General features: G+C 49.0%; 18 protein-coding genes and 2 tRNA genes. 5 read left to right on the top strand and 15 right to left on the bottom strand.

Annotation, left to right across the window (positions count from 1 at the left end; translation table 11 throughout):
* Positions 1-570 precede the first annotated feature (570 nt).
* Positions 571-750 carry a carbon storage regulator CsrA gene (csrA, locus tag ACJJI6_RS01375; protein ID WP_444893306.1) on the bottom strand — a complete coding sequence of 60 codons (180 nt, stop codon included), beginning with the start codon at positions 748-750 and terminating at the stop codon, positions 571-573.
* Positions 751-1,482: 732 nt separating this feature from the next.
* Here csrA and ltrA point away from each other — a divergent pair.
* A complete protein-coding gene (gene ltrA, locus ACJJI6_RS01370) occupies positions 1,483-2,781 on the top strand; it encodes a group II intron reverse transcriptase/maturase (RefSeq protein WP_475711195.1) in 1,299 nt (432 codons plus the stop codon).
* Between the two features lie 1,219 nt (positions 2,782-4,000).
* Here the strand turns inward: ltrA and ACJJI6_RS01365 are convergent.
* Positions 4,001-4,624, bottom strand: a complete 624-nt coding sequence (locus ACJJI6_RS01365) for an IQM protein middle domain-containing protein (protein WP_475712258.1) — start codon at positions 4,622-4,624, stop codon at positions 4,001-4,003.
* A gap of 217 nt (positions 4,625-4,841) precedes the next feature.
* Here ACJJI6_RS01365 and ACJJI6_RS01360 point away from each other — a divergent pair, with 217 nt between their 5' ends.
* The 4 genes from ACJJI6_RS01360 (at position 4,842) to ACJJI6_RS01345 (ending at position 7,407) form a co-directional block, all read left to right on the top strand.
* Positions 4,842-4,976 (top strand): hypothetical protein, encoded by a 135-nt coding sequence (locus tag ACJJI6_RS01360; RefSeq protein WP_444936263.1) that lies wholly within the window; start codon positions 4,842-4,844, stop codon positions 4,974-4,976.
* A gap of 136 nt (positions 4,977-5,112) precedes the next feature.
* Positions 5,113-5,436 (top strand): hypothetical protein, encoded by a 324-nt coding sequence (locus ACJJI6_RS01355; protein WP_413662658.1) that lies wholly within the window; start codon positions 5,113-5,115, stop codon positions 5,434-5,436.
* A gap of 192 nt (positions 5,437-5,628) precedes the next feature.
* Positions 5,629-6,615 (top strand): transposase, encoded by a 987-nt coding sequence (locus ACJJI6_RS01350; protein WP_475712257.1) that lies wholly within the window; start codon positions 5,629-5,631, stop codon positions 6,613-6,615.
* A 498-nt stretch (positions 6,616-7,113) separates the two neighbouring features.
* Entirely contained in the window at positions 7,114-7,407 is a 294-nt protein-coding gene (locus ACJJI6_RS01345) for a hypothetical protein (RefSeq protein WP_475712256.1), read from the top strand.
* A 239-nt stretch (positions 7,408-7,646) separates the two neighbouring features.
* Here the strand turns inward: ACJJI6_RS01345 and ACJJI6_RS01340 are convergent, their stop codons facing one another.
* From ACJJI6_RS01340 to uvrB, 13 genes are all read right to left on the bottom strand, one after another.
* A complete protein-coding gene (locus tag ACJJI6_RS01340; RefSeq protein WP_475712255.1) occupies positions 7,647-9,638 on the bottom strand; it encodes an ATP-binding protein in 1,992 nt (663 codons plus the stop codon).
* Positions 9,635-10,843 carry an SIR2 family protein gene (locus ACJJI6_RS01335; protein ID WP_475712254.1) on the bottom strand — a complete coding sequence of 403 codons (1,209 nt, stop codon included), beginning with the start codon at positions 10,841-10,843 and terminating at the stop codon, positions 9,635-9,637. Before ACJJI6_RS01335 ends, ACJJI6_RS01340 begins: the two co-directional genes overlap by 4 nt.
* A gap of 234 nt (positions 10,844-11,077) precedes the next feature.
* Positions 11,078-11,154 (bottom strand) — tRNA-Pro (locus ACJJI6_RS01330).
* 114 nt (positions 11,155-11,268) lie between these two features.
* The gene (locus ACJJI6_RS01325; protein WP_108733836.1) at positions 11,269-11,637 is read right to left on the bottom strand and encodes a MerR family transcriptional regulator; all 369 of its coding nucleotides are present in this window, start codon (positions 11,635-11,637) and stop codon (positions 11,269-11,271) included.
* Positions 11,618-11,923, bottom strand: coding sequence for an integration host factor subunit alpha (gene ihfA / locus ACJJI6_RS01320; protein ID WP_108733837.1), 306 nt, complete (start codon positions 11,921-11,923; stop codon positions 11,618-11,620). The genes ACJJI6_RS01325 and ihfA overlap by 20 nt, the downstream gene beginning before the upstream one ends.
* Positions 11,924-12,052: 129 nt before the next feature.
* Positions 12,053-14,428 carry a phenylalanine--tRNA ligase subunit beta gene (gene pheT / locus ACJJI6_RS01315; RefSeq protein ID WP_475712253.1) on the bottom strand — a complete coding sequence of 792 codons (2,376 nt, stop codon included), beginning with the start codon at positions 14,426-14,428 and terminating at the stop codon, positions 12,053-12,055.
* Positions 14,429-14,557: 129 nt separating this feature from the next.
* Entirely contained in the window at positions 14,558-15,571 is a 1,014-nt protein-coding gene (pheS, locus tag ACJJI6_RS01310; protein WP_108733839.1) for a phenylalanine--tRNA ligase subunit alpha, read from the bottom strand.
* A 193-nt stretch (positions 15,572-15,764) separates the two neighbouring features.
* Positions 15,765-16,124 (bottom strand): 50S ribosomal protein L20, encoded by a 360-nt coding sequence (gene rplT, locus ACJJI6_RS01305; protein WP_108733840.1) that lies wholly within the window; start codon positions 16,122-16,124, stop codon positions 15,765-15,767.
* Between the two features lie 36 nt (positions 16,125-16,160).
* Positions 16,161-16,355: a 50S ribosomal protein L35 gene (gene rpmI, locus ACJJI6_RS01300; RefSeq protein ID WP_020413351.1), complete on the bottom strand. Its 195-nt coding sequence runs from the start codon at positions 16,353-16,355 to the stop codon at positions 16,161-16,163.
* Positions 16,356-16,501: 146 nt separating this feature from the next.
* Entirely contained in the window at positions 16,502-17,041 is a 540-nt protein-coding gene (infC, locus tag ACJJI6_RS01295; RefSeq protein ID WP_282934667.1) for a translation initiation factor IF-3, read from the bottom strand.
* 27 nt (positions 17,042-17,068) lie between these two features.
* Positions 17,069-18,997 (bottom strand): threonine--tRNA ligase, encoded by a 1,929-nt coding sequence (gene thrS, locus ACJJI6_RS01290; RefSeq protein ID WP_108733842.1) that lies wholly within the window; start codon positions 18,995-18,997, stop codon positions 17,069-17,071.
* A gap of 110 nt (positions 18,998-19,107) precedes the next feature.
* A tRNA-Val gene (locus tag ACJJI6_RS01285) sits at positions 19,108-19,184 on the bottom strand.
* Positions 19,185-19,360: 176 nt separating this feature from the next.
* On the bottom strand, positions 19,361-21,370 hold the full coding sequence (gene uvrB / locus ACJJI6_RS01280; protein ID WP_475712252.1) for an excinuclease ABC subunit UvrB: 2,010 nt from the start codon (positions 21,368-21,370) through the stop codon (positions 19,361-19,363).
* Between the last annotated feature and the right edge of the window lie 222 nt (positions 21,371-21,592).

Here is a 21,592-nt window from a genome sequence, read left to right as displayed (position 1 = left end):
GCGTTGTGGGGTGGTACTTTGCAGGGTAGGCGAGCCGCTTGAGGCTCCATCCAGGAAAGGATGAGCTGCGAGGAGCAGAAAAACCAAAGCATAGATTCCTTCAAAAGTGGAACCTCCATTGCTGGCAGCTGGATTGATCACTGACTCAGTACACAAGAGCTAGGGAGCAATGACGGGAATATTCCTCCTTCATCAAAAGGCTAAGCATCTTCACTTATCCTAGGCTCTGTCTTCAGCGCAATCCCGGAGGTTGCTTGAAGCAGCTGGTGGGCTCGGCAACATTCATCTGGAGGATCTGTGCATAGCAAGCCAAGCATTGAGTACACATCTTATGGCGCTGGCAAGGCTTGCCTACCCTCTCTTCCTGTCGGATAAGAGGGTCTGCTTGTTAAACACTTCCAAGACATCAGCACGGCCACTCCGAGTTCGCTAGCTAGTCACCTTTGGCATCTAAGAGGCATTCGATTCAGAGCGCGTATATCGCCTTACGGGCAGAGGCGCAATGATTCTTCTTGGAATCCCGCTTTCAATTATTGGGTGCCTCAAGTCGCCCTACCCTTTTTAGGATATTCAGGCCTTTGCCCGCTGCTGCTTTTTGATCCGCACATAGATTTCTTCACGGTGGATGGGGAGTGACTTGGGTGCGCTTATACCTATCTTCACTTGATTGCCTTTCACCTCCAGCACTGTGACTGAGACATTTGCTCCAATCCTTAGAAGTTCACCTGTCCGTCGCTTTAAGATCAACATACTTATTTCCTTCGATGGTCAAAGTTTGGGTGCTTCCGGGGTGGGGAAGCTTGGGCTTAACGTTTGGAGGAAATGTGGGGTGGTGCGCGGGGGCGGTAGGCAGAGAAGAGGAAAAGGCGGGCGCTAGGCTTCCAGAGCTTGGGAGCAGGCCCCAAGCCGCTGAATGTACTCCACTTTATTGAAGACGAGCGGGTTTCTAGCGTATTATCCATATAGCCAGTGCGTCCTGAGTATTTTTTTTAATTTATTTTTTATAAATAAAAAAAATAAATAAATACGTGCTATCCAGGAGATGGAGGTCGGCCCTCCGTTATCGCTTTGCAGGAAGTGGTAACAAACCGCCTCAAGGTGATCGGAGTAAAGAGCTTTGGTTAGAAGCGCTTGAGGAAAAGGCGTACGAGATACGTCAGGTATGTTGTGTAGAGACGAATGCAAATGAACCGCTGATGAGGTGTCGAAAGCGGATTACCAAGATGATGTCAAAACCCGTGCACTGGCTAAGTGCGGGGATAAGCTTGGAGGTTACCTGTTTACCGACCAAGTGACATCCGGCATAAAGGCGGCGTGAACACACAACAGGCTTTTGGGTGGAACAGGAGAACCTGTCGTCCAGGTGTTAAGGAAGAGCGTCAAGTAGAGGCCCTACAAGACGTTGAGTACCAAGACTGGGCACAGGGGCGGAACAACCCGTAGTAGTGGAGAAGTGACTGTAATGGTCGTGGAGCGAAGGGGTTGTCGTATTCGGCGACTAACCGTGTAATCAACCCAGAGGGGGAGGAATTAACGATTAGCGCAAAGCCATTCAATATTCCCAAACGGGCGGTTTGGGAAGCGTGGAAGCAGATCAAGGCCAATGGAGGCGGTGCGGGGATTGACGGGATAACGATAGAGCAGTACGAATCGAATCTCGCCAGAAACCTGTACAAGCTGTGGAATAGAATGTCATCTGGCAGCTATTTTCCATCAGCCGTCAAACGAGTGGATATTCCGAAGCTCGATGGCAGCCTGCGACCACTGGGTATTCCCACAATCGAAGATCGCATTGCACAAATGGTGGCTAAGCAACTGCTGGAACCAGAATTGGAGAAGGTCTTTCACCCTGACTCCTACGGTTATCGACCAGGTAAGTCTGCTATAGACGCAGTGCGCCGAACTCGACAACGATGCTGGGATAGAATCTGGGTGGTTGATTTAGACATCAAAGGTTTCTTTGACAATATTAATCACGAACTCCTACTGAAGGCATTAGATAAACATAATGATCATCGGTGGGTCAGACTCTATGTGCAGCGCTGGTTGACGGCTCCGGTACAGCATCAGGATGGACAGTTTGAAGAGCGAACACAAGGCACTCCACAAGGGGGCGTAATCAGCCCACTGTTGGCGAACTTGTTTTTGCACTACGCGCTGGACGTCTGGATGGTAAGAACGCACAAAGAAATTCCTTTTGAGCGTTACGCTGATGATGCGGTTTACCATTGTCGTAATCCCCGGGAAGCAGATCGCTTACTGGCAGCGCTGAAGGCACGCCTGACTTCCTGCGGGCTTGAAGCTCATCCAGAGAAAACCCGCAAGGTTTATTGCAAGAACAGCAACCGCAAAGACAACCACCCTGTGATTCATTTTGACTTTCTGGGTTATCGATTTGGTCCCAGGAAAGCAAAGAATCGCCATGGACAAACCTTCACCGCCTTTGGTCCATCAATGAGCCCTAAAGCTTTCAAGAGGATCAAGGATAAGGTTAGGCAGTGGCGTGTGATTAACTGGGTGGATCGATCACTATCTGAAATGGCAAAGGTACTTAATCCCGCAATACAGGGTTGGCTGAACTATTATGGTCACTTTGGGCGGAGATATGGTGTTTATCGGCTACAGAAGTATCTTGATCAAACGCTGATGCGTTGGGCTAGGAAGAAGTTTAAGCATCTGAAGCGAAGCTGTTTCAAGAGTTGGGCCTTTATTGGTAAGGTTCGTCAACAAATGCGCGGCTTGTTTGCACACTGGAGAATGGGAAGATTGAAAATGTGCTGAATACGAAGAGCCGTATGAATTGAGAGGTTCACGTACGGTTCTGTGAGAGGTCGAAGGGGAAGTTCCTTTGGTCTACTCGACTTTTGATAGTCGGTTTATCAATTTGGTCAGCTGGCCCCAGGTGTTCCTAGCACCTTGGGTCAGCGCCTTTTACTTACTCTTACGTCACGCTACCGTTCTCCTTTAAAGGGATGGGTCTTTTAGAAAACTCTCGGATCTATCGAAGCTTCCAAAATCTTTTAAAATTCTGAAGCGTTTTTAATTGGCTCGCTCAATTACGGCCAAAATACCAAAAATATCTATCGATTTTACGCAGCTTTGAAATTTAAACAAACTGAATAAATTCCAATAAGATTATTTTCGCGCCTATATTTTTAGTTGTTTTCGGTTGAGGAAATCTCAATCAACCATTGGAAAACTCAATTCACATTGAAATGCACTCCATGCTTTTCTTAAAAGATTAAAGAGCAACATTCTCAATTACATAGCTAACTAAAGGCAAAACCGGGGAATGTGAAAGTTCACTAATGATTTAATTGGTTCATTAGTTTTATACTCGTATCCGCACTCCTTTGTTAAATACTGGAAGAGCGGGATTTCGCTGTAGGGATAAATATTGAGTTCAGCGTGGAGTTACCATTTTGTAAGCCACCTCCCGATATTAGTGCTATTGTTTGGTTACTTTTGGGTTAAAACCAACCGTACAAGTAGCCGCTGGTGAGGTCTTTTGAAATTCCTGGCTTAGCTCTATCCTTACCAGTATTGCCAAGATATTGAAGACTCTGATTACACTTGTACTTAACAGCGCATTCGCACGGTCGTATCTAGTGAGCAACCCAAAACTCTACTTTATTTATTGGTAGTGAGCGCTTGAAAGAACCTAAAGCACTTCCCTTTCCATTGGAACACTATTTCGAGCCAGTGACTGGAGTGGCCGGTATTTAGATCCTTAAAAACGAGGTAGTATTTTCAGAATCACCCCTCCTATCCGAGAGACTTGATATCTCACCTCTCCACTGGCTATGTAGCAACCGAATTTTGAAAGCAGAATTTAAAGTCTGTAGCTGACTGCCGGCAGCTTCCTCTCAGTGCTCCTTATAATCTGGCCTAACCCCAAATCAGCCTTCCCAAAACCTGAACGCCAAATTCTGGTACTCCACTTCCCCTGCCTGTATGTCAGAGATGAAGAGTCTGCAGAAAGCTCTCATGGCTATTTACATCAGAGCCACTGCCATCTGGGGCCATCAGGATAAAGCCTTAACCTTTGCCCTTGAATATGTGTACGGCCGGTATAAGTATCCTCGCTCCCATCGACAGTCTCTTTAACAACAGTACCACGAAAACGTTGATACCATTTGCCTGTATAATTACGATCTTGAAAATTTTTTAAGCGCAACTTACAGGTTTTTGACGAAATCCCAAAATCCATTTCGGTTTCACTTAAGTCAACATTATTTTTTTCCAGTTCTTCTTTAAACTGCTCCATATAATCGCTAGTGGGCTGATAGTGGCCACTGAAATTATTAATATGCTCTATTATTCCACCTACCACCGAGATATGCCCAGCCGCAGCAACTGGTCGCCCCGACAAAAATGCTGAATGGTGCTGAATATCACCATTTTTGTTACCACAAAAGATACGCCCATTCTTATCCATAACGAATGCCCAAGATCCGCCAGGATTGGTATTAAGTCTCTCTCCGCGCCAAAACAGAAGCCCATCTTGTATCGTAACCTGATATTCTTCTCGTTCAGCTTCACTCATATAGGGCACAACAACTCCACTATAAGTATCTTTACTTAAACCGCTATCTTTTAGCATTCCAAGTTCTTTGTATGGCATGGCAGTTATCTCCTTTATAAATGCGCTTAATAGGTAGCCATCAATAATAGCTAGTCATATTGATAACTATTTCAAGAGTATTTCTATCTCCATTCGTAAGTTTGACTCCAATGTAAATCATTGCGCTTCTGGTTACATACGCAGGGCCTTTCTTTGTGGGAAAGATACCCAACCCGGAGAGGATTTTGAGAGTCGGCATCAGTGTATTGAGGGTAGAATGCAAAAGCTAGTCGCCATCTTTGCGTTCGATGTTGCAGCCTATGCTGTGGTGAGCAACCACTACTATATTGTGTTCTATATCAGCGCAGAAGCCGCCAAAACTTGGTCCGATACCGAGATCCTTACTCCCTGATGAGGGCTTTTAAGAACTTCCGTACTAATTCAGCGCTATCTTCAAGGGAACACTCTCGATTCTAGCGAAATAGAAAAGCTCCATGAGCTTAAAGAGTGGCCATAATGAGTGACTTGCCACTAGAGACCTATAAAGCATGATAAATTTCAATGAATATAATCAACCAGCAAAGACATTGGTTCTGTATTATGCGAAACAACTAAACTCTGAAATCGCTCGATCGGTTGTTTCTGGAAACTCCAATTTAGATAGTAAAGAGGAGGCAGAGTCTTTGGCTTACTTTTTCTGGAAAATGACGGATCAAGCGGTTGATGACGAAAAAGATTGCAAGATGATTGAGGGTATTTCAGATATTCAGTCTTGGCTAGAAAAAGCACTTCATATATTTAGAGGTTACTTCAAAAAGCAAGGCTATCAGCAAGAGTGGTCAGAGGGCTATGGCAAATACCATAGTGAGTAGAGTTTTATAACAAACTTCCGCCTAACTGCTATGAGGAGAGGTAGGGTCGCCACTTTTGGGAGGGGCATTCAGGTCTCAAGGGTATTTCTGGACACCCACCAAATAGAAAGTATAAACCGCCAGCCCTATTGACAAAAGGATGAAACCCTTCAGGATACTGTATATTCATACAATACAATACACGTGCCGCCGATGACTCTACCCCGAAGCACCCAGATATCTCTGGATTCAACACCTTATTATCACTGCGTTTCCCGCTGTGTACGCCGTGCATTTCTCTGTGGCAGAGATAGTAAATCCGGAAAAGATTACGAATATCGGCGCGAGTGGATTGAAAGCCGTATGTATAAATTGGCCGAGGTGTTTGCGTTAGATATTGCCGCCTATGCAGTAATGAGTAATCACTACCATATAGTGCTCTATATCGACAGAGAAGCTGCTAGCAAGTGGTCTCTCAAAGAGGTAATTACTCGCTGGCAAAAACTGTTCAAAGCTTCCAGCTTGGCTCAGCGCTATCTTCAGGGCGATACCCTCGATCACTGTGAGGTAACTAGGCTAAAAGAAGTCGTTTCTCTATGGCGGGAGCGTCTAATGGATATCAGCTGGTTTATGCGCTGCTTAAACGAATCTATCGCTCGCCAGGCCAACGCTGAGGACAACTGTACAGGCCGCTTTTGGGAGGGCCGTTTTAAGTCCCAAGCCTTACTAGATGAAAGAGCCCTTGCTGCCTGCATGGCCTATGTAGACCTCAACCCGATCCGTGCCAATATTGCCAAGACCCCTGAAGACTCCGATTACACTTCGATTCAACAGCGTATTCGTGCCGCAGTCTCAGGCAAGCAGCCCAAAAGTCTACTTCCGTTTGTCGGCGGTGAGCGTTTGAGTATGCCGAAAGGGCTACCTTTTCAGCTGGATCACTATTTGGAGCTAGTAGACTGGAGTGGCCGACATTTAGATCCCAGAAAACGAGGCTGTATTGCCGAAAACACACCTCCCATCCTGGAGCGGCTTGGTATCTCACCCAAGCACTGGCTCTATCTCAACCGAAATTTTGAAAGTCGCTTTAAAGGCTTGGTAGGATCAGTGAAGGTGGTACAGCAAGCCTGTAGCCAGCTCAATAAACGCTGGGTACACGGTATTGGTGACTGCCGGCGCTTCCTCTCAGCTACCCCCCACTAATCTAGCCCTACTCCAGACATTCGATAGCACGATTGCCGGTTTTATATCCAAAAATTGCGCTACCTACAGACTGAACACAACCCCCCCTGTATTCCACCCCCCTTACCCCTAAATCAGAGAGGAAGAACCACCAAAGCTGGTGCTTGCCATGTAACGGACACTTCTCCCCCAATCTTTGGGTGTCCTGGATTTGTCCCTGGATTTGTCCTCTACTAGAGTGGTCAGAGGGCTATGACAAATATCATAGTGAGTAGAGCCTCATAACAAACTTCCATCTAACTGCTATGAGGAGAGGTAGGGTCGCCACTTTGGGAAGGTGAGCATTCAAATCTCAAGCTTTCGTGGATAAGCGCACTCTATCAGGCTGGGTGGATTTAAATTCTATCCGAGCCAAAATAGTCAAAACTCCGGAGGAGTCGAATTTCACTTCGATCCGGCAGCGAGTTAACGCAGTGGCTAATGGTAAACAGCCCGACAATCTATTATCGATGCTCGGGGGTGAACGCAAAGCATGCTGCCCTTTCTGTTGGATCACTATCTGGAGTTGGTCGACTGGAGCGGACGACATCTAGACCCGAGAAAACGCGGCGCTATTGCTACCAATACCCCACCTGTATTGCAAAGGCTGGCATTTCACCGAAGCACTGGCTCTGCCTGAATCGCAACTTTGAAAGCCGCTTCAAGCGTCTAGTCGGCGCAGTTGAAAAAGTCAGAGAAGCATGTACCCAGCAACATAAACGTTGGGTACATGGCCTGCACGACTGTGAAATCTATCTCTCTAGTAGCACCTAAAGCAATTACAAATCACTAATAATCGAGCTAACCGTACCGCTATCGCCTCGCATGATCAAATTATAATCAACCAAGGGGAGGGTGCGACTAAACCTAGCCTGATACCTACCTCCTGACTGCTAGCAAGCCCAGAAAAGATGAAATACACGACTTCAAAGCTATTCTTTCAAATTATGGGTGTCCTGGATTCTAACCGTGTATCGATTTACGGGTAACTTGTCCCAGCCTAATCAATTCACCTAGAACTGCTCAGGGACTGGAGTTGGCGGAGGTACTATCGGTGGAGGTGGCACCGCCGCTTGAGGCTTCTCTTTAAACCATTCTTTGGCAATATCACAGTTCTTACTATTTGGTTCTGGATTGGCCTTTGCTATTTTGACGTGCAAGGGCATGGATACACAGTTGCCAAATATTAGACATTCACCGGGCGTGGATTGCTTTATCTTTAAAGTAAAATCGTCTGAGAAGAATGGCAGGATAGAATGAATGTATCTCATATCCAGTTCGTTCTGAATTCTATGAATGATAAAATTAGAGCACTGAGATAATACTGTCTGGGACAGCTCGGATGGACGTTGCGAAGAAACCATCAAGTAAAGTGAATATTTCCGTCCTTCTCTCGCTATCCTTTCAAATATATTTTCATTGAGAATGTAATTCTGATCTTTATGTATGTATCGATGAGCTTCATCAAGAATTAGGTGTATAGGCTTCTCTCTCCTTTTTTCTCCTGAGATAGATTTTCTGTCGCTAAAGATCACCCTAGAGACTACAGATGTAAGTGTTTCCAATGCATCAGGAGGAAGCTCGCTCGTATCAATAATTACCATTTGGGTTTTGTGATTGTCTCCTTCGAAATCCCACAAATTATTTAGATATGATGCTGCATCCCTACCCCCCATATGATTCGTTCTCATAAATTCACAGTCGGAGTTATATAAAAAATAATCAAGTCTGGATAGTAGGGTCGATGTGTACTCTCTTATTCTTCTGTTACCTTTGGCATCCTCTTCCAGAAGGGTCAGTCTGGCAGACAACTCCAGAAATCTATAATCGAAATAATTTCCATGGGGCAGTTTATAGTTTTCAACTTCTATAACACGATTGAAATCAATATCTTTTGATGCTTGATCTACTGCATCTCTTAAGGCCCCATTGTTGTTTCCAAAATTAAGCCCAAGATTTCCCCTGAAGGTATTTATGGTGTTGCTAATACTTGTTTGATTGCATGCATTTCTGAGATTGATATCTGAATTTATGATTCCTTCAATGCTTGACAGTATGCTTGATGCAGCAGTAATACTTGCAGTATCGGAATCGGCTTGATCCAAGATACTATATACAATACAGCAAAGCTTATTTAAGAAGTAATGTGCAAACCTCTCTTGCTCCTGAGGATCGTCAGAGATTATTCTATAAAACCTATAGCTTTCTTGTAGAACCTTATCCCAAAAGGGTTTTTGAGTTGCTTCAGAAGCGATTAGGAAGCCAGACCATTCATCTATATTCAGAAGAAAATGAGGCAATGAGAATGGTTTAAAACCATCAATATCAACACTTATATTTGGCTTATAGTACTTTATATCAAGATCACTATTCTTCGATTTTGGGAATGCATACTTATACTCCCCATTCACATCAAAGATCAATATTCTTGAGCCTGACGCGGAGCGCTCTTCTTTTTTATGAATCTCTTGCAGAATATGGGAGATTGTGTTGGATTTTCCGCTGCCAGAGTTACCGAGAATGGCAGTATGAATATTAAAAAAATTATTTATTCCAATATTTATGGGATAGTTTATTAGGTTCTTGCTTGTTCCAATATAAAAGTCAGAATGAACCTTCTCGGAATAGGTTTCAGAGCTACTGTCCAGAATAACCCGCATATCATCATTGGTAACTATCGAAACGTCGCTATATATACTTGGGTAAATTCCGATTCCAAGTTGAAATTTCGATTTTGAATTTATCGTTCCAACAGGCTTCAAAAGTAGTTCTCTGATTCCATCTATATCAAATGATGATTGATCTTTACTTTGATCGGAATCGAATATGGAGACCACTTCACTAACAATTTCTTCGCCAAGGGCATTTTTTACTTTCAGATAACTTCCAATGTTTCCAAAATAATACATGTCACCCGCAATGTTGACGGAGCTTGACCGTATCTCTGGTAGAACTTTTACCCTGAATTTATCGTAATCAACAGAAGTAATTTTACCAATTATCATTGGTTATTCCCCCTATCTGCAATCTGTTGAATACTGTCAGTGAATTGTTTGAGAAATTCAGAATCCTTGTCTTTGTTTAGATCTGGAAGCAGATTTTTCACTATATATTCGAAGTAGTGAATTTTCTCTGTTTTTACCTCTTCGTTTTCTGCTATTTCCCCAAATGTTCTGTATATTCTTTTGTCCTGAACTTTAGATAGCTGGCAATCGGGGTAATTACCAAAAACGAAGATTGTCAGGGCCGCATTTGATGCTAGCGCCTGATAAATAGCATTATTTATGTGTTCATCACTGAAGCTGTAGCCCATAACAAAAAGAACACTGTTCTTTAGCAATAGCTTCTGCTGAAACTCGCGTATTAACTCTGTATATGGTGTCCCTAAACTTTTATTTTGCTTAAGTGGTGTCGGGTAAATTAGCACCCTGTTTGTCGGTTTTGTAGATTCAGGTTGCTCAACCTCCCTAACTCTGAAAAAAGAGTTATCTTCACTCTCTAACCAATTTATCGACCCATGAAGCTTGTACAGATATACGAGGTTTTCTAGTGGCTCATACTTCTCCAAATTACTGTCAATCTTCCTTGAGTATGTATAGCTAAATCTTGCAGGGTTGAAATGCTTGGTTAGGCCGCCGCCAAAACCATTATTATAATTAATATTGAGATAATCTAATGACGTCTCACTGAGCAGATCATTATTGGTAGTGAAAACATTAACCCGCGCTAGGTCTTTCTGCCTAAGTGATAATTTGCTGTAGAACTCCTTGTAAAGCTCTAGTGACTGATTGGCTTTTTCTCCTGCTAAATCGATATTAATTGACCTATATATGACAGACTCAATTTGCTCAATGAGAACCCTTGTTTTATCTCCTCCATCATTATTGCCAGTGCCTTCCAGATAAGCTAAATGAGAATAGAGGGTTCCCAATATAGATTCCAGGTTTGCACCAACATTCGCCTTGATGGTCTCATATAGCTCTTTTTCTTTTACAAGAGCCTCACCTTGTAATGCTTCTTCTACGTTAGCGACCAGCATTGCCATATTTGGAATACAGTCAGAGCTGACCCCAGCACCCATAAGAAAATGTAAGTTTTTTATATTTGATAGATCTGAAATTTTTGATTTTAGACAATCAAGTGAGTCATCAATATCAAGCTCTTTAACTAGATCATCTTTACCTTGGTAAAACTCAATTTTCCCTGACATAAGTACTCCATAAGAAATAAATAAACTGAAACCACACAGCTATTAGGTGATATTAATTGATCTGGAATTATTGAGCTAGGACGGGTGTATCGAGAGGATGCTTAAGTTGGGAGAGAAAGCTTTGTATCAAATCCGTGAAAAAGCGTCAATTGAGATATATTTGTGATACAAATCGAGAAAATCACAAAGCCCTAAAATGCAGGGATTGTAACTATATGGAATATATAGAGAAAATGGTCGGAGCGGCCGGATTTGAACCGACGACCACCACACCCCCAGTGTGGTGCGCTACCAGGCTGCGCTACGCTCCGATTTTTAAAAATCGTTCACTTCGCTAAGTGATTGATTTTTAAAGACATCGTGTCTCGATGTGGCGTGAATCATACCTGAGTGCGGCTGGATTGCAAGCCCAGGTTTACAGTTTTTTATAAATTATTTTTCCCTTCCAGCAGGGCCACCACGTCCTTTAGTTCTGCGATCACTTCGGGTAGTACTTGCTGTAGCTGTACCACCTCTGCCCGCTCGCTACCGGTTTCGATCTGCTGGCGGGCTCCACCAATGGTATAGCCCTCTTCGTACAGGAGCGCACGAATCTGGCGGATCATGATGACATCTTGGTGCTGGTAGTAACGGCGGTTGCCGCGACGTTTGACGGGTTTCAGCTGGGGGAATTCCTGCTCCCAGTAACGCAGGACATGGGGTTTAACGGCGCACAGTTCACTCACTTCACCAATGGTGAAATAGCGCTTACCGGGGATTGCAGGCAGCTGAGCGTTATTGCTCGGTTCCAGCATGCTCTTCTACTCGTGTCTTGAGTTTTTGCCCGGGTTTAAAAGTGACTACCCTGCGGGCCGAGATGGGGATTTCCTCGCCGGTCTTGGGATTGCGACCGGGACGCTGGCTTTTATCGCGCAGGTCGAAATTGCCAAAGCCGGAGAGCTTGACCTGCTCGTTACTTTCCAACGCATTGCGGATCTCCTCGAAGAAATATTCGACGATCTCTTTCGCTTCGCGCTTGTTAAAGCCCAGCTCTTCGTACAGTTTCTCGGCGAGCCCGGCCTTGGTCAGTGCCTCTGTCATTGGATCCTACCAATTGATTCAGAGGCGTCGACTCCAGATCGGAAGCGGCCCAAACCGCGGCGGCTTTCAACCCGGTAGCAGACGCTCTCGGGGTGCAATTCAGCCTGCACCCGAGAGCATCATGCTCTACTAGCGCAGACTAGCGTTATATTTTTCTTCTAGTTTTCCGACCACCGCATCTACAGCGGCATTGATTTCGTCGTCATTAAGGGTGCGTGACGAATGCTGAAACGTCAACCCCAAAGCGACACTTTTTCTATTTAAATCAATACCTTTGCCCTGGTAGACATCAAATATCTTGAGGTCCGTCAAGGTTTCACCTGCAACTTCGACAGCAGTTTCCACCAGGCTGGCGGCAGGAACCTCTGCGTCAATCAACAGGGCCAGATCGCGACGCACTTCCGGGAACTTGGACAGCGGACGGAAAGCGGGGGTTTTGCCCTCGCCGATCGCTTCCAGGCTCAGTTCAAATACGAACGCGGGCTTGGACAGGTCCAACTTCTTCTGCAACTGCGGGTGCAGGGCTCCGATAACCCCTACTTCGCGGTCGCCGCGCATAATCTTGGCGGTTTGGCCGGGGTGCAGCGCGGGGTGCTGGCCAGCGACAAAGCGGAACTCATCGGCTACACCGGTGCGAGCCAACAGGGCTTCTACATCGGCTTTCACGTCGAAGAAGTCCACGGCATCTTTGCTGCCAGTCCAGTTTTCTGCGTAGCGGCTACCGTAAGCGAGACCGGCAATCATTTGCTCCTGGTGCAATTCGGCACCCGGCACAAAGCGCAGCCCAGTTTCAAACAGGCGCACGCGGTTTTGCTGGCGGTTCAGGTTGTACTGCAACGCTTTGCACAGGCCCGGCAGCAAGGTGGTGCGCATAACCGCCAGCTCAGCGCTGATCGGGTTTTGCAGGGCCACCGGGTCGGCTTCCGGATCAAACAGCGCGGCGCTGTCGCTATCGATAAAGCTGAAGGTAATCGCTTCGTAGTAACCGCGGCTCAACAGGGTTTGCTCCAGGTTGTCCTGGGCAATGGTGCTCTCTGGGCGCGGAGCGATTTCCAGTTCGGCAGTAAAGCTTTCGCTGGGGATACGGTTGTAGCCGTATACACGGGCCAGCTCTTCCAGCAGGTCTGCTTCGATGGCGACATCGAAACGGAAGCTGGGAGCGAGGAAGGTCCAGCCTTCGTCGTTCTGGTCGATTTTTTCCAGGCCCAGGCGGGTGAGGATATCGACGATTTCGTCATCGGCCAGCTTGATGCCCAGGCCTAGCTCGACCTTGGCACGGCGCAGGGTGATGTGGCGCTCGGCGGGCATAATTTCAGTCAGCTCGCGCACGTGTACCGGGCCGGGTTCACCGCCGACGATATCCAGCAGCAGCTGGGTGGCGCGCTCTACCGCTTTTTCTTGCAGGTGGTAATCCACGCCGCGTTCGAAACGGTGGGAGGAGTCGGTGTGCAGGCCGTAGGAGCGGGCCTTGCCGGCAATGGCCAGCGGGCTAAAGAAGGCGCTCTCCAGGAAGATATGCTGTGTGCCTGCGGTAACGGAGGAATCCAGGCCACCCATTATGCCGGCCATCGCCAGAGGTTTTTCCTCATCGGCAATTACCAGGGTGCCCTCTTTCAGTTTGACTTCCTGGCCGTCCAGCAGGGTCAGCTCTTCACCGGCTTCTGCCATACGCACTTTGATGCCGCCGGAGAGTTTCTCCAGGTCGAAGGCGTGCATGGGTTGGCCCAGTTCCAGCAGAACGTAGTTGGTTACGTCTACTACCGGGTCGATACTGCGCAGGCCGCTGCGACGCAGGCGCTCTTGCATCCACAGAGGTGTTACCGCTTTGATATCGATATTGCGAATCACACGACCTACGTAGCGCGGGCAGGCGGCTTCGGCCAGCAAGGATACGGGCATGCTCTCGTCGATCTGCTGGGGTACCGAAGCAACTTCCGGGCCCTGAACGGCGCAGCGATTCAATACACCCACTTCGCGAGCAATACCGGCAACACCGAGGCAGTCGGAACGGTTCGGGGTGAGATCCACTTCGATGGTCTCATCATCCAGCTGCAAGTATTCGCGCAGATCCGTACCGGTGGGTGCGTCTTCTGGCAGTTCCCAGATACCGTCATTGTCTTCGCCCAGTTCCAGTTCGGTCTGTGCGCAGAGCATACCGAAGCTCTCTACACCACGGAGCTTGGCTTTCTTGATTTTAAAATCGCCCGGCAGCTTGGCGCCTACCAGGGCAAAAGGAATTTTGATTCCGGTGCGCGCATTGGGAGCACCGCACACAACCTGCATTTCACCGTCGGGGTGGCCTGCGACTCTACACACGCGCAGCTTGTCCGCATCCGGGTGCTGCTCACAGGCGACAATCTCACCGACAACCACTCCGGAGAAATCGCCCGCAACTTTTTCTATTCCGTCCACTTCCAGGCCGGCCATGGTGATTTGATCGGCCAGTTCCTGCGTGGTGAGTTCCGGGTTTACCCATTCCCGCAACCAGGAGTTGCTGATTTTCATAGTTGATCTCTTTCTGTATTCCGTCAGCGCAACTTGGTGCGCATTTCGCCTGGGGCTATTTCGCCTCCCAGGCCTCCACAATTCGACTGCTGTTGCGAAGAGCCATTGCCATTCGCGCTGTCACTTGGCCTAGAACTGTTTCAAGAAGCGCAGATCGTTATCGAAGAACAAGCGCAGGTCGTTGACGCCGTAGCGCAGCATGGCGAGGCGCTCGATACCGATACCGAAGGCAAAGCCGGAGTATTTTTCGCTGTCGATATCGCAGGCGGCGAAGACGTTCGGGTGCACCATGCCGCAGCCGAGAATTTCCAGCCAGCCGGTGCCGGAACATACGCGGCAGCCTTCACCGGAACAGGCGGTACACTGGATGTCCGCTTCTGCGGAAGGCTCGGTGAACGGGAAGTAAGACGGACGGAAACGCACCGGTACTTCCGCTTCGAAGAAGGCGCGCAGGAATTGGTCGATAGTGCCTTTCAGGTGGGCGAAGCTGATGTTCTCGCCGATTACCAGGCCTTCTACCTGGTGGAACATGGGCGAGTGGGTGACATCGGAGTCGCAGCGGTATACGCGGCCCGGGCAGATAATACGCAGCGGTGGAGATTTTTTCTCCATGGTGCGGATCTGCACTGAGGAGGTGTGGGTTCTCAGTACGGTGGTGGGGTCCACGTAGAAGGTGTCGTGCATCGCGCGCGCGGGGTGGTGCGCGGGAATATTCAACGCTTCGAAGTTGTAGTAGTCCTGTTCGACTTCCGGGCCGTTCTCAACAGAGAAGCCAATGCTCGCAAAGAATTCTTCCACGCGCTTTAAGGTGCGCGTAATGGGGTGGGCATTGCCCTGCTCTTCACCTCGCCCCGGCAGAGTGACATCAATGGTCTCTTCGGCCAACTTCGCGTTGATGGCGGCCTGCTCCAGCATATTGCGGCGCGCGTTAATTTTTTCCTGAACCTGCTGCTTGGCTTCGTTGATCTTGGCACCTGCCGCCGGACGCTCCTCAGCCGACAGCTTGCCAAGGCCTTTCAGCAGTGCCGTCAGCTGGCCCTTTTTGCCCAGGTAATCAACACGCACCTGATCCAGTGCGGCGAGGCCATCGGCCTTCTCCACCAGCTCCATAGCCTGCTCGGTGAGGGACTGCAAATCTTGCATCGAACTGTTCCCGTTTGAATCCAACTTCGATTAATTTTTTCTGCTTTGTTCGGCCGGTACTTTCTGTACCGGAGGGAATTTCCCCAGGCACCGCCACCGGTAAAAAATAGCGGAAACTCCATAAAAAAATAGGGAAGGGCCACTACAGCCCTTCCCTATTTTGAGTATTCAGTTTTACAACTGAAATGACAGCTTACGCTGCCAGGGCTGCCTTAGCTTTTTCAACTACGGCAGCAAAAGCGACTTTATCGTAAACAGCCAGATCAGCCAGTACACGGCGATCCAGTGCGATGTCCGCTTTTTTCAGACCTGCGATCAGGCGGCTGTAGCTCAGGCCTTCAGCACGGGACTGGGCGTTAATACGAGTAATCCACAGAGCGCGGAAGTTACGCTTTTTAACGCGACGGTCACGGTATGCGTACTGACCAGCTTTAATTACTGCCTGCTTGGCAACGCGGAATACGCGTGAACGCGCACCGTAGTAACCTTTAGCCTGCTTCAGAATCTTCTTGTGACGACGACGCGCCTCTACACCACGTTTTACACGGGCCATACTTCTATCCTCTTAAACCTTTGCGATTTGGGCCAATTACTTGGCGCGCAGCATACGATCGACCAGTCCAGCATCAGACTTGTTCATAGTCTGAGTGCCACGCAGCTGACGCTTGCGCTTGGTGGTCATCTTGGTGAGGATGTGGCTCTTGTTAGCGTGCTTGTGCTTGTAGCCCGCAGCCGTCTTCTTGAAGCGCTTGGCAGCGCCACTGTGAGTCTTTGCTTTCGGCATTTTGTACTCCAAAGTTAATATTCGCCTGAAAAACAGGCACCTTTAGTAACTGCCGACAACCGAAGTTACCGGCACTGCGAGAGTGGGGAGGCAGCCGTCGCCCAACCACTTCTCAAAGGAGATCCCGGGAATGACTTCCCCAGACCTCACTTTTTCTTTTTGAGCGGAGCAATCACCATCAGCATTTGACGACCTTCCATTTTCGGTCGCTGCTCTACGGTGCCCAGCTCTTCAAGGTCCTTTTCGATGCGCTGCATCATTTCCATGCCCAGCTCTTGGTGAGCCATTTCGCGGCCACGGAAACGCAGGGATACTTTGGCCTTGTCACCCGCTTCCAGGAAGCGGGCCAGGTTGCGCAGCTTGATCTGGTAGTCACCGACATCGGTGCCCGGGCGGAATTTCATTTCCTTGATCTGCTGCTGCTTCTGCTTCTTCTTGGCGGCATTCTTAGCTTTTTTAGCTTCGAATACGTGCTTGCCGTAGTCCATGATCTTACAGACTATCGGCGTGGAGTCCGAGGCAATTTCAACGAGATCCAAGCTAGCTTTCTGTGCAGCTTCCAGCGCTTCATCCAGGGAGACAATGCCTACCTGTTCGCCATCAGCGCCTATCAGGCGGAGTTCTGACGCTTCAATCTGATCGTTTATGCGGGCCTTTTTGGACCGTCCCTTAGTGTCTCGTTTAATAGCTATGGTCTCCCAGTTGCCAAGTTGTTATGCATTATCTTCTGTCAAACGACCGCGACGATTCACGTCTTGCTCGAGGATCTCGAGGAATGACTCATACGTCATTGTACCAAGATCTTCACCGCTACGGGTACGTACTGCCACGGTTTGACTTTCTACTTCCTTATCGCCAATTACCAATAGATAAGGAACACGCTGAAGCGTGTGCTCGCGGATTTTAAAGCCGATCTTCTCGTTTCTCAAGTCAGCTGTGGCGCGGTATTGCAGCTCACCCAAACGATCTTGCAAATTGCGACAATATTCAGCCTGGCGATCGGTGATATTCATGATCGCCACCTGCTGCGGCGCGAGCCAGGTGGGGAACGCGCCTTCGTAGTGCTCGATCAGGATTCCGATAAAGCGCTCGAAGGAACCCAGGGCTGCGCGGTGCAGCATTACCGGGGACTGGCGCGAGCCATCTTCTGCCACAAATTGGGCATCCAGGCGGCCCGGCATGGAGAAATCCACCTGAATGGTACCGCACTGCCATACGCGGCCGAGACAGTCTTTCAGGGAGAATTCGATCTTCGGTCCGTAGAAGGCGCCTTCGCCCGGCAGCTCTTCCCACGGCAGGCCAGCGGCATCCAGTGCGTCGGCCAGGGCTTTTTCAGCCTTATCCCAGCTCTCATCGGAACCTACGCGCTTCTCCGGGCGAGTGGAGAGACGGTAGATAACATCCTGGAAGCCGAAATCCTTATAAACGGAGTGCAGCAGATCCATAAAGTCAGAAACTTCTGACTGGATCTGGTCTTCGCTACAGAAGATATGGCCATCATCCTGCACAAAGCCGCGCACGCGCATCAGGCCATGCAGGGAACCGGAAGGCTCGCTGCGGTGACAGGAGCCAAACTCCGCCAGACGCAACGGCAGGTCGCGGTAGCTGCGCAGGCCCTGATTGAATACCTGTACGTGACAAGGGCAGTTCATCGGCTTAATGGCGAACTGACGCTCTTCACTGGTCAGAGTGAACATGTCATCGCCGAACTTATCGGCGTGACCGGATTTGCGCCACAGGCTGAAATCTACCAGCTGCGGAGTCTTGATTTCTTTGTAGCCGAATTCGCGCTGGCGGCGACGCATGTACTGCTCGATAGTGCTGTAAATGGTCCAGCCGTTCGGGTGCCAGAACACCATGCCGGGCGCCTCTTCCTGGATATGGAAAAGGTCAAATTTCTTCGCCAACTTGCGGTGATCGCGCTTTTCTGCCTCTTCGATACGACGCAGGTAAGCTTTCAATTCTTTTTTGTTGGCCCAGGCAGTGCCGTAAACACGGGTCAACATTTCATTGTTGGAATCGCCACGCCAGTAGGCACCGGCCACTTTGGTCAGTTTGAACGCTTTCAACCTGCCGGTGGAGGGCACGTGGGGACCGCGACACAAGTCTTCAAAGTCGCCCTGGCGGTAGAGAGAAATATCTTCATCGCTGGGGATACTGTCGATAATCTCAGCCTTGTACTCTTCCCCCATTTCGCGAAAGTACTTAACCGCTTCTTTGCGCGGCATCAGGCGGCGACTGACAGTGATGTCTTCTTTGGCCAGCACTTCCATACGCTCTTCGATCTTCTCGAGATCTTCCGGCGTAAACTGGCGCTCGTAGGCGAAATCGTAATAGAAGCCGTTTTCGATAACCGGGCCAATGGTGACCTGGGCTGTGGGGTACAGCTGTTTAACTGCTTGTGCCAGCAAGTGCGCCGTGGAGTGACGGATCACTTCCAGGCCTTCGGGCTGACGATCAGTAATAATTGCCAGATTTACGTCGGTATCAATAACGTAACTGGTATCGACTTCCTTGCCGTCTACAACGCCAGCAAGTGCGGCTTTTGCCAAACCTGGGCCGATATCAGCGGCTACATCGTGTACGGAAACCGGAGCAGAAAATTCTCGACGGGAACCATCGGGGAGAGTAACAACGGGCATTGTTTATCCTTTGTTCTCAGTGGCGATCCCTACCAAAGACCGCATGAAACTATCCATGAATTTTTTCATGGAACTCTTGATCGGGATGGGCAATCCATCCTTTTGAAAGGTGGTAGACCCGGGCGGATTTGAACCGCCGACCTCTGCCATGTCAAGGCAGCGCTCTAACCAACTGAGCTACGGGTCTAAAGCTCTACAGCGGGGGAACCCTGTGCTGTGAAGAGCGCGAACTTTAGCACCGCTTTTCAGTGTTTTCAACAACTTACTGAACTTTTGTGTGAAATTTTTTAAGAGCGACCAAGCACCAACAAGGCAGTGCGGGACTATCAAAATGTAGATCCAAGTCCCGCCCTTCAGCAAGGATTATTCCACACCTTTTAAGTGGGTAATCTCATCGCGCAATTTTGCCGCTGCTTCAAATTCCAGGTTCTTCGCATGCTGGTACATTTGCTCTTCCAGCTCGGCAATTCGGGCCCAGCGCTGCTTATCGGTAAGGGCCTCGACATCCACCTTGTACTCACCTTTACCCTCGGCAACTTTGCGGCGCCCTTTCTTGGGCACACCGGGGGCCACCGCCCCCTCCAGAATATCCGCCACACTCTTGCGGATACCTTTGGGGGTAATGCCGTGCTCCTCGTTAAAGGCCAACTGCTTCTCGCGGCGACGACGAGTCTCTTCGAGTGCTCGCTCCATAGAACCGGTGACTTTGTCCGCGTAGAGAATCGCCCTCCCCTCCAGGTTTCGCGCAGCCCGCCCAATGGTCTGAATCAGCGAGCGATCGGAACGGAGGAAGCCCTCTTTATCGGCATCGAAAATTGCCACTAGGGCAACTTCCGGCATATCCAGGCCTTCTCGCAGCAAGTTAATGCCAACTAGCACGTCAAACTCACCGATACGCAGGTCCCGGATAATCTCCACCCTCTCGACAGTATCAATATCGGAGTGTAAGTAGCGGACACGAACACCACTTTCGGAGAGATATTCAGTCAGGTCTTCCGCCATCCGCTTGGTCAATACGGTAATCAGTACTCGCTGATCGGCATCCACACAACGGTGAATTTCAGACAGGGCATCATCTACCTGGGTCAATGCTGAGCGAACTTCGACTTCTGGGTCCACCAACCCTGTCGGGCGAACCACCTGCTCGACCACTTGCCCCGCATTCTCTTGCTCATAGGCCCCTGGGGTTGCGGACACAAAAACCGTCTGGGGTGCCAACCCCTCCCACTCTTCAAACTTGAGAGGACGATTGTCCAGGGCCGATGGCAGACGAAAGCCATACTCCACCAAAGTTTCCTTGCGCGACCGGTCTCCACGATACATACCGCCGATTTGCGGCACTGTCACGTGACTCTCATCGATAAATAACAGTGCATCATTGGGCAGGTAATCAAAAAGCGTGGGCGGCGGCTGGCCAATACCGCGACCGGAGAGGTAGCGGGAATAGTTCTCTACGCCATTGCAGTAGCCAAGCTCCTGCATCATCTCCACATCGTAGCGGGTACGCTGATCTAGCCGCTGCGCTTCGACCAGCTTGTTGTTTCCACGCAGTTGCTCGAGGCGCCCTCGCAGCTCATCTTTGATTTCATCGATAGCACTGACGATGGTCTCTCGTGGCGTCACATAGTGACTCTTGGGGAAGATAGTGACCCGGGGCACCTTCCTGATCTGCTCTCCAGTGAGAGGGTCAAATATGGTGATCTCTTCGATCTCTTCATCAAAAAGAGACAGGCGCACCGCTTCCAAATCGGAGTCTGCCGGGTAGATATCGATAATATCGCCGCGCACCCGGTAAGTAGCGCGACGGAAATCTGCATCATTGCGGGTGTATTGCAGTTCAGCCAGGCGCCTGAGGATAGTGCGCTGATCAACGAGATCACCGCGATCCAGATGCAGGACCATCTTCAAATATTTGTCGGGGTCACCCAAACCGTAAATTGCCGAAACTGTGGCGACCACAACCACATCGCGCCGCTCAATAAGTGCCTTGGTGGCCGAGAGGCGCATCTGCTCGATATGCTCGTTTACGGATGCATCCTTTTCGATAAAGGTGTCCGAAGAGGGAACGTAAGCCTCCGGCTGGTAGTAGTCGTAGTAAGAGACAAAATACTCCACGGCATTCTTGGGGAAAAACTCTTTAAACTCCCCGTAGAGCTGAGCCGCCAGCGTTTTATTGTGGGCCATCACAATGGCCGGCCGCTGCAGGCGCTCAATAATATTCGCCATAGTGAAGGTCTTACCCGAACCGGTAACACCCAGCAGCGTTTGATGGCTCAAACCATCATCAATTCCTTCTGACAACTGCTCTATCGCCAGAGGCTGATCGCCCGCTGGCTGATACTTGGATTCCACCTTAAAAGGTCGCGACTCCATACACTTCCCCCAACCGCTTAATCATTCATGCAACACAGGATTGTAGGCTGTCGTCATACGACCCACAATTACAAGAGAATAGCGTCCTACCCTTCCCAACTCTGACCTGCGGCATTTTGCGCATGACCCCAAAAAATAATTTCCTGACAAATCAATTAGTTAAAGATGAAAAAAGGGGTTGACCTGTTCGGAAGTGCTCTATAATATACGCGCCATCTCAAC

The sequence above is a fragment of the Microbulbifer maximicatervae (SeqCode) genome (genome assembly GCF_056232625.1).
This window is presented reverse-complemented; position numbering and strand designations above follow the sequence as displayed.